The sequence below is a fragment of the Sphingomonas sp. IC4-52 genome, from assembly GCF_020707225.1.
In the GTDB taxonomy this organism is placed as follows: Bacteria; Pseudomonadota; Alphaproteobacteria; order Sphingomonadales; family Sphingomonadaceae; genus Sphingomonas.
On record NZ_JAJFEU010000001.1, the window covers coordinates 886,839 to 901,662 of the forward strand.

Consider the following 14,824-nt stretch of genomic DNA (forward strand, 5'->3'; position numbering starts at 1 on the left):
ATAGCTGCCCGGCTATACCATATGTTGTGGTGTGGGCTGTCGTGCAGACTGGAGAGCCAGAATGTTGTACTCCATTGGTTCCGAGCCGCCATATGCATACGACGACCGCGTAGTTCGGCTGTGGGTGATCGATCACGTCAATCAAACGCAAGGGTTTGAGTACTTCATCGTTGCACAAGAATCGGAACCTAATAGGCGGGTAAACGCCGCTTTCGACCGTCGGCGAGCCGCAGCACTACATCGCTCTCAAGATCGATCGAATTCGTTTGACGACGCAGTTTATTCGCGTAATTTCGCAACCCACAGCGTAGGCGAAGCGTCACAACCACAAGGGGTTGTGGATAAAGCTGTGGATAAGATCGTTAGCTAAGAGACGCATCAGCGGAGGTATGGCCTCTCTCGCTGTTGTGTTGTTATGCGCTATCGAGACTTTCCACACGCTCACTTCGTCAAGGGAGCGAGTAATGGATTTCAACGTCGGCATTGATCACAAGAGTGGGCCCAATGAGGACGGCGCTGAATCCGCGACTGACGGTCGTACGGGCGCTTCCCACAGACCGTATCCGCTCGACGTCGATCATTCGCGCGACGCGCTGCTAACCGATTTCGGCAAGGACACGCTGAACGATCGCTATCTGCTGCCGGGTGAGACCTATCAGGATCTCTTCGTGCGCGTCGCGAGCGCCTATGCCGATGATGCCGCCCATGCGCAGCGCATCTATGATTACATCAGCCGCCTGTGGTTCATGCCGGCGACGCCAGTGCTGTCGAACGGCGGCACCGGGCGCGGCCTGCCGATCAGCTGCTATCTGAACTCCGTGCCCGACAGCCTGAACGGCATCGTCGACACCTGGAACGAGAACGTCTGGCTCGCCAGCCGTGGCGGCGGCATCGGCACCTATTGGGGCAATGTGCGCGGCATCGGCGAGCCGGTGGGCCTGAATGGCAAGACCAGCGGCATCATTCCCTTCGTCCGCGTGATGGACAGCCTGACGCTGGCGATCAGCCAGGGTTCGCTCCGCCGCGGCTCGGCCGCCTGCTATCTCGACGTGTCGCATCCGGAGATCGAGGAGTTCCTCGAGATCCGCAAGCCCTCGGGCGATTTCAACCGCAAGGCGCTGAACCTGCACCACGGCGTGCTGATCCCCGACGCCTTCATGGAAGCGGTGCGTGACGGCGGCGAGTGGGAGCTGAAGTCCCCCAAGGACGGCAGCGTCCGCGGCAAGGTGGACGCGCGCAGCCTGTTCCAAAAGCTGGTCGAAACCCGCCTTGCGACTGGCGAGCCGTACATCGTGTTCGCCGATCACGTGAACAAGAACATGCCCAAGCATCACCGCGATCTGGGCCTGAAGGTCTCCACCTCGAACCTGTGCAGCGAGATCACGTTGCCGACGGGCCGCGACCACCTCGGCAATGATCGCACCGCGGTCTGCTGCCTCTCGTCGCTCAACCTCGAGACGTGGGACCAGTGGAAGGACGACAAGCAGTTCATCGAGGACGTGATGCGCTTCCTCGACAACGTGCTGCAGGATTATATCGACCGGCACGAGCCGGGCATGGAGCGCGCGGCTTATTCCGCGGCGCGCGAGCGCTCGGTTGGCCTGGGCGTGATGGGCTTCCACTCCTTCCTCCAGGCACGCGGCCTGCCGATGGAAGGCGCGATGGCGAAGAGCTGGAACCTCAAGATCTTCAAGCACATCAACGCGCAGGTGAACCAGGCGTCGATGACGCTCGCCGCCGAGCGTGGCCCCTGCCCCGACGCCGCCGACATGGGCGTGATGGAGCGCTTTTCCTGCAAGATGGCGATCGCGCCGACCGCGTCGATCTCGATCATCTGCGGCGGCACGTCCGCCTGCATCGAGCCGATCCCGGCCAACATCTACACCCACAAGACGCTGTCGGGCAGCTTCGCGGTGAAGAACCCGTATCTGGAGCAGCTCCTCAACGAGAAGAGCAAGAATTCCGACGCGGTGTGGAATTCGATCCTCGAGCATGGCGGCAGCGTGCAGCACCTCGACTTCCTCAGCCCGGAAGAGAAGGACTGCTTCAAGACCAGCTTCGAGATCGACCAGCGCTGGCTGCTGGAGCTTGCCGGTGACCGTGCGCCGTACATCGACCAGGCCCAGTCGCTGAACCTCTTCATCCCCGCCGATGTGGAGAAGTGGGACCTGCTGATGCTCCACTTCCGCGCGTGGGAGCTTGGCATCAAGTCGCTCTATTATCTGCGTTCGAAGAGCGTGCAGCGCGCGGGCTTCGCGGGCGGCGTGGAAGCGGACAACACGATCGAGAAGCCGAAGTTCGATCTCGGCGAATCGACCGATTATGACGAGTGCCTCGCCTGTCAGTGACGGCGGCGCTGATGCAGCAGACGGGATCGTCGGAACGTCTCTCGTAGCGTTGGAATACCCGGCCGGATGACAGTCCGGTCGGGCCGATTCAGTCAGCGGCTCCTGCTCCACTCGCCTTCTTCAGCGGCGTGGCTGGGCGGGTCGGCACTGCTTCGGCCTTCAACCGCCGTGCCCAACACCAGCCAGGGTTGCGCGTGTGAATATGGGCGGGACGCTCGGTCTCCCCGAGGTCAATGCTGCTCCGTCAGGTCCAGCACGCCATCCTTGTTCTTGTCGGCGCGAGCGAAGGCCAAAGCGGCGCCTTTTTCGAGTTCCGCGCGGGTCAGCCGACCATCGTCATCAGCATCCATTCTCTTGTATCGCTTGGCGATCTTCTTCGGCAATTTGGTATATTCCACGATCTTGTCGCGGTTGTCGTCCCAACGGTTGAACTGTTGCACTTGTCCCTGGACATAAGTTTGCACCGTTGCGGACTGCCCGCTTGGACCTTCTCGTTCCGCACATCCCGAGGCAACGCCCGGGCTTACCGTCAGCGCCATGCCGGAGAGAAGCCGGGCGAGAACCCGACCGTTTGCACGTCCGCGCCCGGCGACGCCGCGGGAACTTCGCTCCGACCGGCTGCACGGCCTGCCTCTCTCCCGTTGGCTCCCTCGGTCAGAAACAGGCATTCTTTCCCCCAACATGTTGAGCCACATACGAAGCCTAACCTATCGGTTGTTCGAAGAGCGCTGGTAAGTGGTGCAAAGTGGGGTCACGGGATACCCACAACGGCCGATCGGTTCGTAAGCCTTAATGCGGAAAAAAGCGGTGCCTTTCCTGCGCTTTCCCAATCACTCACGCTGAGCAGCTTCTTGGTCGCTCGCGTTCGCCCATTGAGACGCGTTGCATGAGCCGCCGGAATGGGCGCGGTCTCGATCGAGAGCCTGCCATGCCGGCGGGAGACGTCCCCACTGACTGGCTTACCAATCACAACCCGCTATCCCGCGACCATGCACAACCACGCGGAGATTTCAGTGACCGCCATCCTCTACGGCATTCCCGCTTGTGATACTGTCCGGAAGGCGCGCGCCTGGCTGGAAGCGCAGGGCGTCACCTATCGCTTCCACGATTATAAAAAGCAGGGTGTCGACGCCGCCATGCTCGGCCGTGCCATTGACCGCTTGGGGTGGGAAAAGGTGCTCAATCGCCAGGGCACCACGTTCCGCAAGTTACCGGAGGCCGAACGCTCCGGGCTCGATCGGGACCGAGCGCTGGCGATCATGCAGGCGCATCCATCAGCCATCAAGCGCCCGCTGCTTGAACATGGCGGCGTGATCGAGGGGGGGTTTTCCCCTGAGCGCTACGCACAATTGTTCGATTGATTCGATCAAACCCGCGTCTCGGTTCGATCGGTCGAAGGCTGGCCGCCTGGTGGCGGCCCTTCTTACGGTCGTCGCAGCGTCTTGACAGCGACGGCGCGGTGCGGAACATTACCGGAACAACCGCGGATTGCCGGGATTGGCGCTTTTGTCAAGAACATACAAGATATGGGGGCATCACGATGTACAATATCTATATATTCGATATTGGGCGTAGTGCGCTCCTTCAGTCTGCGCTATTCTGAGCATGGCTTTACGACCCTGAATCAGGCTCAGGGAGGGGTGATGCCGGAACGGTCATGCTGGTGGGAGCGAGCGGATGGAACGGACGAAAAGCCGATGCGCCCCGTCGGCGGTCATCGAGGTGAAGGATGCCGACGCTCGCTACCGGAACGAAGACGGACAGCGCCGGCGAACCGGCACTGTCCGTGCAATCAGGCGTCGTTCGACTGGCCCCGCTTCCCGGTGGGAAGCTGGTGGTCGATCATTCGGCTTCTTCAAACATGTCGATAGCGTTTTGCGCCGTGGTGCTGAGGCGGACGGTGTCGCCTTCGATGCCAGCCACAAGGCCAGCGGGAAGGTAATGGTGCTTGGCGCCCTGTCCATCCTGCGTGGACGGACTGTCCTCCTTCGTCAGCTTGATTCGCTCGCCATCGACATGGTCCACCGTACCGACGTGGACGCCATCTGCGCCGATGACGGTCATATGTTCCTTGATGTTGCTATGGTCGTGCATGCTGAGCCTCCTTGGGGGTCGGCAAGAGAACGACACATGGCCGGAATGGATGCACGGGGAGACCTGTCGTGAGGACGGAGTGCGGGCCAACCCCTTATGACGAGCGCGTCATGCCCTTCTCGCTCGGACACCGGGCCAGTGTCGGCGCTTGCGGGGGCGACTTGTTGCGCCGGCTGTCGGCTACGGCGGTTTGCGCCGGTCGCACGCTGGCGCTGCTGTCCCCTGCCCTCCTTCTTGCCGCATGCGCAAAGCAGGTGCCCTCTGCCGTCAACCACGCCGATGCTACGCCAGGGTTTCTGCTGGGACTGTGGCACGGCTTCATCTTCCCGGTGGCGTGGGTACTCAGCCTCTTCATGCCGGATGTCGCGATCTATGCAGTGCCGAACAACGGCGGCTGGTATGATTTCGGCTATTTCATCGGCGTGGTCTTCCTTGGCGTAGGTGCCCGCAAAACGCGGACCGTCTATGTGACGCGGCGGGCTGGCCGATGAGCTGGCAGATCATGGCCATGTACCTTGTGGCCCTGGTTTTTGCGGTAACGGGCGCCGGCCTCTTGCTCGCGCTCGCCCGCCCACGCAGCGAGGGGCAGGTCTACGCTTTCCGCATGATCGGGATCATGGCTCTCGCCGGCGGCGTCGTGCTGGCGATGAGCGCAACGGCCATGTGGCAGTGGAGCGTGGAAGGATGAGTGTCGCTACTTTGCTTTTCCTGGCTGCCGTCGCACCGGTGTCACTGGCACTTGGCCTTTGGACTTTGCGTGCTGGTTCGTGGTACAGCGACCCACAGGCCGCGGAGATCGTGATCTTCCGTATCGGCAGCGTGGCCTTATCGGCACGCACCGCGACCGACCGCCATTTCGCCCGTTTTCACGCCTGGACGGCTGTCGTCCCGGGCGCATTGTTCCCGCCCTGCTTTACCGCAGTGTCAGTCTCGCTTCTGTCGGAGTAATCCATGCCCCTCCTCCAAGCATCCAAGCAGTACAAGCCGTTCGAATACCCCTGGGCGTTCGAATACTGGAAGCGTCAGCAGCAGCTCCACTGGCTCCCGGAAGAGGTACCGCTGGGGGAGGATTGCCGTGACTGGGCGCAGAAGCTGACCGATCACGAGCGCAATCTGCTGACCCAGATCTTCCGCTTCTTTACTCAGGCGGACGTCGAGGTGCAGGATTGCTACCACGAAAAGTACGGCCGCGTGTTCAAGCCCACCGAGGTCAAGATGATGCTGACCGCGTTCAGCAACATGGAGACGGTGCATATCGCGGCATACAGCCACCTGCTCGACACGATCGGCATGCCGGAAAGCGAATATGGCGCGTTCCTCGAATATGCCGAGCTGAAGGACAAGCACGATTATCTGCAGCAGTTCGGCGTCGATAATGACGAGGATATCGCCCGCACGCTGGCGATGTTCGGCGGCTTCACCGAGGGCGTGCAGTTGTTCGCCAGCTTCGCAATGCTGATGAACTTCCCGCGCTTCAACAAGATGAAGGGCATGGGCCAGATCGTCAGCTGGTCGGTGCGTGACGAAAGCCTTCACTGCGAAGGCATCATCAAGCTGTTCCACGCGTTCGTGAAGGAACGCAACTGCCTGACCAAGGCGGTGAAGGACGATATCGCCGACCAGTGCCAGACGACGATCCGGCTGGAAGATGCGTTCATCGATCTCGCGTTCGAGATGGGCCCGGTGAACGGCATGACGCCCAAGGACATCAAGAAGTACATTCGCTACATCGCCGACTGGCGGTTGGGGCAGTTGGGGCTGAAGCCGATCTACATGATCGACGAACACCCCATTCCGTGGCTCACCCCGCTGCTGAACGGCGTGGAGCATGCGAACTTCTTCGAAACCCGCGCGACGGAATATTCCAAGGCCGCCACCAAGGGCCAGTGGAGCGATGTGTGGGATTCCTTTGACAAGCGCCAGAAGGCGAAGGGCGCACGCCCCGCCAACGAGGATGCCGGTGACGAAGGTGACATGTTCTCGCGCGCCGGCGTCGCGGCGGAATAAGATCGTGAGACTTCGCCGCCCCGAACACTGCCGGGGACGGTGACGGCAATTTGCGGCGACAGGGTGATGAGCAGCCTGTCGCCAAATTGCGGCCTGGAACGGAGCTAGTTACAAAGGTTACTATCTTGAAGCCCGGCTCGCCCGTGCTATGTCCGATCCATGGCTGACGCATCCAATGCCACTGTCCCGCCGCCCGGCGCCGCTGCCGACTGGACGATCCCGCAGGACTGGGCACATTATACGGCGGAGGAACATGCCACTTGGGACACGCTTTTCGCGCGACAGGCGAAGCTGCTGCCCGGCCGTGCTTCCAATGCATGGTTACGTGGGCTTGATGTCCTGAAGCTATCGAAGCCGGGAATTCCGGATTTCGCCGAATTGTCTGATCGGTTGATGGCGCTCACTGGCTGGCAGGTCGTTGCGGTGCCGGGCCTCGTTCCCGATGATGTATTCTTCGAACATATGGCAAACCGGCGGTTCGTCGCTGGCAACTTCATCCGGCGACCCGATCAGCTCGACTACCTGCAGGAACCCGACGTCTTTCATGACGTGTTCGGCCATGTGCCGATGCTCGCCGACCCGGTCTTCGCCGACTACCTGGAGGCTTACGGTCGCGGCGGCCTTCGCGCGATGGAACACGATGCGCTGAAGTATTTGGGCCGCCTTTATTGGTACACGGTTGAGTTTGGTCTGATCGCAGAGCCGGAAGGTTTGCGGATCTATGGATCAGGTATCGTTTCAAGTTATGCCGAAAGCCGCTTCGCGCTCGAGGATGCGTCTCCGCATCGACTGAAGTTCGATATCGCGCGCGTGATGCGAACTGCCTATCGGATCGACGACTTTCAACAGAATTACTTCGTCATCCCCAGCTTCGATGAGTTGCTGCGTGCGACTGTCGAGACCGACTTCGCGCCTTTGTATGAGGCGCTGAAGCAGCAGCCCGAGATCGCCGTCGCCGAGATTGTCAGCGAAGACGAGGTAATTACGCGCGGCACGCAGCAATATGCGGCGTCCAGACCAGGTGCGCTCGGCTAAATCCTGAATCGAGCGCACCCTGGGCGTTTAGATATCGAGCGCCCAGCCGTCTCGTCCCTTCGGGTCTGGCGGGCTTTGCGGCACGAAGCGCTCAGCGCCGGCCGTGAGACGCAGAACCGTCCAGTCCCCGCGGCGATCGATCTCTGCCAGCGAGCATCCGCAAGCGCCGAACGCCTCCACAACCTTTTCGCGCTGCGTCTCCAGCAGACCCGCAAGGACAATGGTGGCATTCGCATCGGCGATCGCGGCCAGCTCCGGCGCCATTGACACCAGCGGCCCTGCAAGAATGTTCGCAATGACCAGATCATAGGGGGCGCCATTGGTGATAGCCTCACTCAAGGCGCCGTCAGCGACGACGAGTTGCACCCCTTCGATGCCATTCGCGACGGCGTTCTCTGCCGTGACCTCAACCGCGGCCGGATCAATATCGGTCGCGATGATCGCAGCGCCAGGCCACAAATGGCCGGCGGCGAAGGCAAGCACGCCCGTGCCGGTGCCCACGTCAATGACGTTGTTGAAGTGACGGTCTGCCAAGCGGTCCAGCATGGCCAGGCAGCCACTGGTGGTCGCATGGTGGCCAGTGCCGAACGCCCGCCCGGCATCGATCAACAGCGCTCTACCGCCATTCGGTGGAGCAGTTGGATGTGCGCTTGTATGAACAACGAAGCGGCCCTCCCGGATCGGCTCCAACCCTTCCTGTGACATCGCCACCCAGTCCTGGGGGCTCAGCGCGGTGACGACCGCGGCCGTGCCGCTCGAGCTAGGAACGAGAGCATGGAGTGCAGAAAGCATCTCCTCGTCCGGCTCACTCTCCATATAGGCGTCGAGACGCCAACGCTCGACATCGTCTTCCACTTCCTCGGTGGTCATCAGCACCGCGTCGATCGCCAGATCATCCGCAGCATCGATCGCCTCCGCTTCCGCACGCGTACACGGCAAGGTGACCCGCCAGCTGTCAGCGGACATAGCTGGCTCCATTCACGTCAAGCACAGCTCCGGTCATGGAAGCGGGCGCTTCAAGTGCCAACCAACGTGCCATTTCGGCAACTTCTTCCGGCATTGCCACCCTGCCGAGTGGAATGTCGGCCAACAATTTGTCGCCGCCGCGGCTGGCCAGATACTCATCCGCCATGCCGGTCATCGTGAAGCCCGGACAAATGGCGAAGGCCAGGATTTCGTCCTTCGCATAAGCGCGCGCAATCGTCTTGGTCATGGCGACCATGCCCGACTTGGACGCGGCGTAATGCCAGTGCGCCGGGCTGTCCCCGCGATATGCGGCGCGGCTGGCGACGTTGACGATTCGGCCGGGCACCCCGCGTGACTGCCAGTGGCGCACGGCCAGCCGACACAATTCGGCAGAGGCGGTAAGATTGATCCGCATGGTGCGCTCCCACCCGGCCAGCCAGTCTTCGTCGTTGCTGTCGATCGGGTTTGCTTCGAACACACCCGCGTTGTTGATCAGCACGTCGATGCTGCCGAGGCGTTCCATCGCGGCATGCCAGAGCGCCTGGGCGGCACCGGGCTGATCGAGATCAGCGGGAATGAGCCCATCGATTGCGCGAGTTGCCTGGCCAACAATGGACGTTGTCGGCGACAGGGTCGTCATGATCGCTGCGCCGATGCCGCGGGATGCGCCGGTGAGAAGGATGTTCGTCATGACCTCGCCATAGAAGGAGCGATGGCCGTGCTCAATTCACATGGTGCGGCGAGCCCTGTGCATTATACGCCGCCACGCACGAACAGCGGCGTGGGCGCATCGAAGCGGCTCTCATCATGCCATCTTCGCACTGAAATCCACTGCAGCATGGCGCAGGGCTGCCAATCGATCATCGATGGCGGCGAACTCGGAGCCCAGCAGCTCGAAGTCGCGAGCGAATGCCTGACCTTCCTGCATGATCGTTGCCATGTTCCCCGCGGTGGCGTCCGCCGCGAGCGCGGTCTCATCCACGGCGGCGGTGATGGCAGTGACGGTCTGCGCCTGCAGCTCCATTGCATGACGGATCCGCGTGGCGGATTGCTGCACGTCGCCAATGGTGGTCCGAATGCCAGCATTTGCGTCAACGGTGACACGCGTCGCGTTCTGGATGGCTGTAATCTGCGCGGCAATATCATCGGTGGCGCGTGCAGTCTGGCTGGCGAGGCTTTTCACCTCCTGTGCGACCACTGCGAAACCGCGCCCGGCCTCGCCCGCGCGTGCGGCCTCAATGGTGGCGTTCAATGCCAGAAGATTGGTCTGGCCAGCGATGTTTCGGATCAACGCCAGGATCGACTCGATCGATTTGGCATGCTCGCTCAACGCCTCGCTCACACCAACTGCGCGATCGGCCTGGGTGGCCGCGCGCGTTGCAATCTCGGCAGCAGCCTCCACTTCGACGCGTGCGTCCTCGATCGCACGGATCAATCCGGCAGCTGTGGAGGCAGCGTCACGCATCGCCAACGCAGATTGCTCCGCCGCTGCGGCGACCTCCGCGCCCCGCCCGATCATCGCGCTTGCCGACAAGGCGGCCTCGCTGGCCTGCGCGCGCACACGCTCTCCCAGCGAGGCGGCACCATCGATTGCGCCAGCGATATGTTGATGAAAGGAATGTGCGTGCGCGCCACGCTCTTCTGCAATCCGATGCTGGTCGGTGCGCGCGAGATGCGACGCCATCACATCCGCTTCGATCAGCGCGAGGCGCTGAACGATGTCCGCGAACCGGCGCAATAGGGCGGTATCGCCTGAAACGCGTTCTTCGATTACGGTTAGCGTCCGCGCATGGGCGAACGCCAATGAGGCCAGCAGAGCGGCTAACGGAACGCCCGACTCGCACGAGACATCGGCATGTTTGGTGGCTGCCACCCGCCATGCCTCGTCGAACGGGGCGGCATATTTCATGCGGATGTAGCGAGCGCTGCGCGCATGTTGCCGTTCCAGCCACGCAAGATCATCCGCCATGCCCAAGTGCCGGGCGGCTGGTCCGTTGAGATAATGGGCCCAAAACTCCCGCGAGATCTGATCACAGGCATCCGGCGTGAGCAACGCAGCAATCTCGAGAGCAGCCGGCGCCATGTCGCCGTCCCAGTCATAGTCGCGGACGTGCGCGGCAATTGATCGGCTGGCATAGCTTCGCCCGGCTGCCCCGGAAGAGCCGCTATCCGTCATTTGATTCCCCCTCCCGCGCCCCGTTGACGGAGCGCTCATTCTTTATCGTTCAGGCAGCCACACGCGCCGCGAAGTCGCCCGCGCTACCACTCAGCGCGCCGAGTCGTCCGGCGAGGCGATCAAAGCCGGCGCCGAGCGCGTCGATCTCGATCGCAACAGCATCGGTGTCAGCATGAATGGAAGCGATGGTGCCGGACATGGAATCAGCAGCCAACGCCGTTTCATCGACTGCCGCAGTGATGGCGGTGACTGTTTTCGCCTGGACCTCCATCGCGCTGCGGATGCGCGTGGCGGAGGCTTGGACATCACTGATGGTGGTGCGAATGCCTGCGTTTGCTTCTACCGTGACGCGAGTCGCGACCTGAATTGACCTGATCTTGGCGGCGATGTCGTCCGTCGCTCGGGCAGTCTGGTTCGCGAGGCTCTTCACCTCCTGCGCGACAACCGCAAAGCCGCGTCCCGCATCCCCTGCCCTGGCAGCCTCTATTGTCGCGTTCAACGCGAGCAGGTTGGTCTGCCCAGCAATCTCCCTGATCAGGCCCAGGATCGACTCGATCGACTTGGCATGGTCACTGAGCGCCTCGCTGACGCCCACTGCCTGATCCGCCTGATCAGCCGCGCGGGTGGCGATTTCTGCCGCGGCCTCCACTTGCACGCGAGCCTCCTCGATTGCGCTGATCAGGCCGGCCGCCGTGCCTGCGGCATCCCGCATGGCGAGTGCTGACTGTTCGGCGGCAGCCGCCACCTCGCTCGCCTTGCCCAAAACGCCGCGTGCGGAATGCGAGGCGCTGGAAGCCTGGGCGCGCAACTCTGCCCCTTCGACCGTCGCGTCCTCCGCTGTGGCCGCGATCCCGACGCGGAAATCCGCCGCGAGCCGATCTCGCGCAACCTGGGCGCTGTACAGCCGATATTCGTTGAAGATCGCACCCGTGATCTCCCCCTCCAGCGCTGACAACCGCATCAGCGTGTCGATCATGACGGGGAGCCGGGGGTCGGAAGCACCACAGCGGTTCATGAGGACGCCAAGGGCAGCACGGTCGCTAGCACTGATCATCGACAGCAGCGCGAGGGGAGACACCTGCGCCTCGTAAGCCGCGGCAACGGAGCGCTCGATTGATTCGATCCAGGCCCTGCCCCTTGTTTCAAGGAACCGGTTGCGCAGGAATTCGCACCCCAGGTCGATCATCTTCGCTGTTTCGTGCGCGGCCCACACACGTCCATTGTCGAAGCAACGCTGCCATTGCTGCCAATAAGCCTCACTTATCAACCGTATCTCGGGTTCAATCAGCTCCCATGTGTCACGGCTGGAACGGCTCATGGTACCGTCGAAGTCAAAAACGCGCAGCCGAGCCTCCAGATCGATGGTGCGGGCGACCGCGCCCGCAGCTGGCATCTCGATAGACAAAGTGACTGCCCCCTGGGATTGAATGTGCATGGCTCTAGCGGGGAGTGGTTAAGCCGCGGTTAGATTTGGGACTGGCGAACACCTGCAATCGATTCGCAGTAGGTGGCCTACGCTTGCAACATCGGCCCACCCGTCACATAGACCGCGCCAAACCGTCGGCTTACCGCAGGAAACCGTAGCCTTGGCCACAAAACCCGTCCGCCCCAGAAGTCCGCATCTCTTCAGCGGCCCGCTAGCCCTCCATTATCGATGGAGCGCCGCAATGACGGTGTCGATCCTGCACCGCGTCACCGGCAGCGGCATGGCCACCGTCGGCGCGATGCTGCTGGTCTGGTTCCTGGTCGCGCTGGCGTCCGGGGCGCAGGCCTATGCGACCTTCGTCGATGTGTTCACGCTTGCTGACGGGCGGCTCAACATCCTTGGCTGGATCGTCGGCGTCGGTCTGACCCTCAGCCTTTTTCAGCACATGATGAGCGGCATTCGCCATCTGGTGCTCGACACCGGGGCGGCTTTCGAGCTGAAGCTGAACCAGCGTCTCGCGCGGCTCACCTTCGTCGGCTCGACCATCCTGACGCTCGCCTTCTGGCTCTACGTGGGGACCAAGTGATGGGTACGGGAACCTCGATCGGCCGCGTCCGCGGCCTTGGCAGCGCGCATGAAGGCGCGCACCATTGGTGGCACCAGAAGATCACGGCGGGATCCAATATCCTGCTGATGAGCTGGCTGATGATCTCGCTCGCCCGCCGTCCGGCCTATGACTTCAGCACGATGCGCGAGTGGATGTCGTCGGCCTGGGTCGCGATTCCGATGATGCTGCTTGTCATCTCGGTCTTCTACCACTTCCGCATCGGCCTTCAGGTGGTGATCGAGGATTACCAGCGCCACGAGCGCCGCGTCGCCGCCATGGTGGTGCTGAACCTGTTCGTTGCCGCGATCGCCGGCACCGCCATCTTCGCGATCCTGAAGATCGCCTTCGGAGCAAATTGATGCCCGCCGCTTACCAGATCATCGACCATACCTATGACGCGGTCGTCGTCGGCGCCGGCGGCTCGGGCCTCCGCGCCACGATGGGCATCGCCGAAGCGGGCCTGAAGACCGCCTGCATCACCAAGGTGTTCCCGACCCGCAGCCACACCGTGGCGGCGCAGGGCGGCATCGCAGCGAGCCTCGGCAACAATTCGCCGGATCACTGGTCCTGGCACATGTACGATACCGTCAAGGGTTCCGACTGGCTCGGCGACCAGGACGCGATCGAATATATGGTGCGCGAAGCCCCGGCCGCCGTGTACGAGCTGGAGCACGCCGGCGTGCCGTTCAGCCGCAACGAGGATGGGACGATCTACCAGCGCCCGTTCGGCGGGCACATGCAGAACATGGGCGAAGGCCCGCCGGTGCAGCGCACCTGCGCCGCCGCCGACCGTACTGGCCACGCCATGCTGCACGCCCTGTACCAGCAGTCGCTGAAGTATGACGCGGACTTCTACATCGAATATTTCGCACTCGATCTCATCATGGAGAACGGGGCGTGCCGCGGCGTCATCGCGCTGAACATGGAAACGGGGCAGATCCACCGCTTCCGTGCCCATGCAGTGGTGCTGGCAACGGGCGGCGGTGGCCGCGTGTACCAGTCGGCAACCTCGGCGCACACCTGCACCGGCGACGGCAACGGCATGGCCCTGCGTGCCGGCTTGCCGCTGCAGGACATGGAGTTCGTGCAGTTCCACCCGACCGGCATCTACGGCGCGGGCGTCCTCATCACCGAAGGTGCGCGCGGCGAAGGCGGCTACCTCACCAATTCCGAGGGCGAGCGCTTCATGGAGCGCTATGCGCCCAGCGCGAAGGACCTTGCCAGCCGCGACGTCGTATCGCGGTCGATGGCGGCGGAAATGCGCGAGGGCCGCGGCGTCGGCAAGGACAAGGACCACATCTTCCTTCACCTCGATCACATCGATCCGAAGGTGCTGGCGGAGCGCCTGCCGGGCATCACCGAGACGGGCAAGATCTTCGCCGGCGTGGACCTTACGCGCCAGCCGCTCCCCGTCACGCCGACGGTCCACTACAACATGGGCGGCATCCCGACGAACTATCACGGCGAAGTCGTCCAGCTGAAGAACGGTGATCCGGACGCCGTTGTGCCGGGCCTGTTCGCGGTTGGTGAGGCAGCCTGTGTGTCGGTGCACGGCGCGAACCGCCTCGGCTCGAACTCGCTCATTGACCTTGTCGTGTTCGGCCGCGCGACCGGTCTGCGCCTCAAGGAGACGCTGAAGCCGAACACGCCGCACAATCCGCTGCCCAAGGGCTCGGAAGAAATGGCGCTCGGGCGGCTCGACCACTTCCGCAACGCAAGCGGCGGCTCGCCCACGGCGAAGATCCGCGCCGAAATGCAGAAGACGATGCAGCGCCACGCCGCGGTGTTCCGCGACAGCGAGCTGCTGTCCGAGGGCGTGACCAAGATCGACGCGATCTACAAGTCGATGGAAGACGTCGGGATCAAGGATCGCTCGCTGATCTGGAATACCGACCTCGTCGAGACACTGGAGCTGGACAACCTCATCAGCCAGGCGGTCGTGACGATGCGCGGCGCGGAGAACCGCAAAGAAAGCCGCGGCGCGCACATGCACGAGGATTATCCGGAGCGCGATGACGTGAACTGGATGAAGCACACCATCGCGACGTTCGATGGCTGGGGCGGCAAGGGCGGCAGCTGCTCGCTCGATTACCGTCCGGTGCACGATTACACGCTCACCGATGACGCCGAGTACATCAAGCCGAAGAAGCGGGTGTACTGATCGC

16 protein-coding genes are annotated in these 14,824 nt (G+C 62.6%); 10 read left to right on the forward strand and 6 right to left on the reverse strand.

Annotation, left to right across the window (positions count from 1 at the left end; translation table 11 throughout):
* The first annotated feature begins 464 nt into the window (after nucleotides 1-464).
* Entirely contained in the window at nucleotides 465-2,348 is a 1,884-nt protein-coding gene (locus tag LK535_RS04395; protein ID WP_227770644.1) for a ribonucleoside-diphosphate reductase subunit alpha, read from the forward strand.
* Between the two features lie 230 nt (nucleotides 2,349-2,578).
* Here the strand turns inward: LK535_RS04395 and LK535_RS04400 are convergent, their stop codons facing one another.
* On the reverse strand, nucleotides 2,579-2,812 hold the full coding sequence (locus LK535_RS04400) for a hypothetical protein (RefSeq protein WP_227770645.1): 234 nt from the start codon (nucleotides 2,810-2,812) through the stop codon (nucleotides 2,579-2,581).
* 549 nt (nucleotides 2,813-3,361) lie between these two features.
* On the opposite strand from LK535_RS04400, the gene LK535_RS04405 reads away from it, so the two are divergent.
* Nucleotides 3,362-3,709 (forward strand): ArsC family reductase, encoded by a 348-nt coding sequence (locus LK535_RS04405; RefSeq protein ID WP_227770646.1) that lies wholly within the window; start codon nucleotides 3,362-3,364, stop codon nucleotides 3,707-3,709.
* A 481-nt stretch (nucleotides 3,710-4,190) separates the two neighbouring features.
* On the opposite strand, the gene LK535_RS04410 is transcribed toward LK535_RS04405, so the two are convergent.
* Nucleotides 4,191-4,442 (reverse strand): DUF2171 domain-containing protein, encoded by a 252-nt coding sequence (locus tag LK535_RS04410; protein ID WP_227770647.1) that lies wholly within the window; start codon nucleotides 4,440-4,442, stop codon nucleotides 4,191-4,193.
* A 110-nt stretch (nucleotides 4,443-4,552) separates the two neighbouring features.
* On the opposite strand from LK535_RS04410, the gene LK535_RS04415 reads away from it, so the two are divergent.
* The 5 genes from LK535_RS04415 to phhA all read left to right on the forward strand — a co-directional run bounded on the left by LK535_RS04415 (nucleotide 4,553) and on the right by phhA (nucleotide 7,484).
* Nucleotides 4,553-4,933 (forward strand): hypothetical protein, encoded by a 381-nt coding sequence (locus tag LK535_RS04415; protein ID WP_415837077.1) that lies wholly within the window; start codon nucleotides 4,553-4,555, stop codon nucleotides 4,931-4,933.
* Entirely contained in the window at nucleotides 4,930-5,130 is a 201-nt protein-coding gene (locus LK535_RS04420; protein ID WP_227770648.1) for a hypothetical protein, read from the forward strand. The genes LK535_RS04415 and LK535_RS04420 overlap by 4 nt, the downstream gene beginning before the upstream one ends.
* On the forward strand, nucleotides 5,127-5,390 hold the full coding sequence (locus LK535_RS04425) for a hypothetical protein (protein WP_227770649.1): 264 nt from the start codon (nucleotides 5,127-5,129) through the stop codon (nucleotides 5,388-5,390). Before LK535_RS04420 ends, LK535_RS04425 begins: the two co-directional genes overlap by 4 nt.
* Nucleotides 5,391-5,393: 3 nt before the next feature.
* Nucleotides 5,394-6,449: a ribonucleotide-diphosphate reductase subunit beta gene (locus tag LK535_RS04430; RefSeq protein ID WP_227770650.1), complete on the forward strand. Its 1,056-nt coding sequence runs from the start codon at nucleotides 5,394-5,396 to the stop codon at nucleotides 6,447-6,449.
* Between the two features lie 159 nt (nucleotides 6,450-6,608).
* Nucleotides 6,609-7,484: a phenylalanine 4-monooxygenase gene (phhA, locus tag LK535_RS04435; protein ID WP_227770651.1), complete on the forward strand. Its 876-nt coding sequence runs from the start codon at nucleotides 6,609-6,611 to the stop codon at nucleotides 7,482-7,484.
* A gap of 27 nt (nucleotides 7,485-7,511) precedes the next feature.
* Here the strand turns inward: phhA and LK535_RS04440 are convergent, their stop codons facing one another.
* The 4 genes from LK535_RS04440 to LK535_RS04455 form a co-directional block, all read right to left on the reverse strand.
* Nucleotides 7,512-8,450: a 50S ribosomal protein L11 methyltransferase gene (locus LK535_RS04440; protein ID WP_227770652.1), complete on the reverse strand. Its 939-nt coding sequence runs from the start codon at nucleotides 8,448-8,450 to the stop codon at nucleotides 7,512-7,514.
* Complete coding sequence (locus tag LK535_RS04445; protein WP_227770653.1) at nucleotides 8,440-9,141, reverse strand: SDR family NAD(P)-dependent oxidoreductase; 702 nt, start codon at nucleotides 9,139-9,141, stop codon at nucleotides 8,440-8,442. The genes LK535_RS04440 and LK535_RS04445 overlap by 11 nt, the downstream gene beginning before the upstream one ends.
* 114 nt (nucleotides 9,142-9,255) lie before the next feature.
* A complete protein-coding gene (locus tag LK535_RS04450) occupies nucleotides 9,256-10,626 on the reverse strand; it encodes a methyl-accepting chemotaxis protein (protein WP_227770654.1) in 1,371 nt (456 codons plus the stop codon).
* Nucleotides 10,627-10,675: 49 nt separating this feature from the next.
* Nucleotides 10,676-12,019, reverse strand: a complete 1,344-nt coding sequence (locus tag LK535_RS04455; RefSeq protein ID WP_227771074.1) for a methyl-accepting chemotaxis protein — start codon at nucleotides 12,017-12,019, stop codon at nucleotides 10,676-10,678.
* Nucleotides 12,020-12,212: 193 nt separating this feature from the next.
* On the opposite strand from LK535_RS04455, the gene sdhC reads away from it, so the two are divergent.
* Genes sdhC through sdhA form a run of 3 tightly spaced genes read left to right on the forward strand, consistent with a single transcriptional unit; the run spans nucleotide 12,213 to nucleotide 14,820 of the window.
* Complete coding sequence (gene sdhC / locus LK535_RS04460; protein WP_227770655.1) at nucleotides 12,213-12,638, forward strand: succinate dehydrogenase, cytochrome b556 subunit; 426 nt, start codon at nucleotides 12,213-12,215, stop codon at nucleotides 12,636-12,638.
* Nucleotides 12,638-13,018, forward strand: a complete 381-nt coding sequence (gene sdhD, locus LK535_RS04465) for a succinate dehydrogenase, hydrophobic membrane anchor protein (protein WP_227770656.1) — start codon at nucleotides 12,638-12,640, stop codon at nucleotides 13,016-13,018. Before sdhC ends, sdhD begins: the two co-directional genes overlap by 1 nt.
* Nucleotides 13,018-14,820 (forward strand): succinate dehydrogenase flavoprotein subunit, encoded by a 1,803-nt coding sequence (gene sdhA / locus LK535_RS04470; protein WP_227770657.1) that lies wholly within the window; start codon nucleotides 13,018-13,020, stop codon nucleotides 14,818-14,820. The genes sdhD and sdhA overlap by 1 nt, the downstream gene beginning before the upstream one ends.
* Nucleotides 14,821-14,824: the final 4 nt, after the last annotated feature.

Coding starts and splice junctions, on each gene's coding strand:
- LK535_RS04425 (WP_227770649.1), top strand. CDS start 5,127: ATGAGTGTCGCTACTTTGCTTTTCCTGGCTGCCGTCGCACCGGTGTCA.
- LK535_RS04420 (WP_227770648.1), top strand. CDS start 4,930: ATGAGCTGGCAGATCATGGCCATGTACCTTGTGGCCCTGGTTTTTGCG.
- LK535_RS04415 (WP_415837077.1), top strand. CDS start 4,553: ATGCCCTTCTCGCTCGGACACCGGGCCAGTGTCGGCGCTTGCGGGGGC.
- LK535_RS04445 (WP_227770653.1), bottom strand. CDS start 9,141: ATGACGAACATCCTTCTCACCGGCGCATCCCGCGGCATCGGCGCAGCG.
- sdhD (WP_227770656.1), top strand. CDS start 12,638: ATGGGTACGGGAACCTCGATCGGCCGCGTCCGCGGCCTTGGCAGCGCG.
- LK535_RS04450 (WP_227770654.1), bottom strand. CDS start 10,626: ATGACGGATAGCGGCTCTTCCGGGGCAGCCGGGCGAAGCTATGCCAGC.
- LK535_RS04430 (WP_227770650.1), top strand. CDS start 5,394: ATGCCCCTCCTCCAAGCATCCAAGCAGTACAAGCCGTTCGAATACCCC.
- phhA (WP_227770651.1), top strand. CDS start 6,609: ATGGCTGACGCATCCAATGCCACTGTCCCGCCGCCCGGCGCCGCTGCC.
- sdhA (WP_227770657.1), top strand. CDS start 13,018: ATGCCCGCCGCTTACCAGATCATCGACCATACCTATGACGCGGTCGTC.
- LK535_RS04455 (WP_227771074.1), bottom strand. CDS start 12,019: ATGCCAGCTGCGGGCGCGGTCGCCCGCACCATCGATCTGGAGGCTCGG.
- LK535_RS04395 (WP_227770644.1), top strand. CDS start 465: ATGGATTTCAACGTCGGCATTGATCACAAGAGTGGGCCCAATGAGGAC.
- LK535_RS04440 (WP_227770652.1), bottom strand. CDS start 8,450: ATGTCCGCTGACAGCTGGCGGGTCACCTTGCCGTGTACGCGTGCGGAA.
- LK535_RS04410 (WP_227770647.1), bottom strand. CDS start 4,442: ATGCACGACCATAGCAACATCAAGGAACATATGACCGTCATCGGCGCA.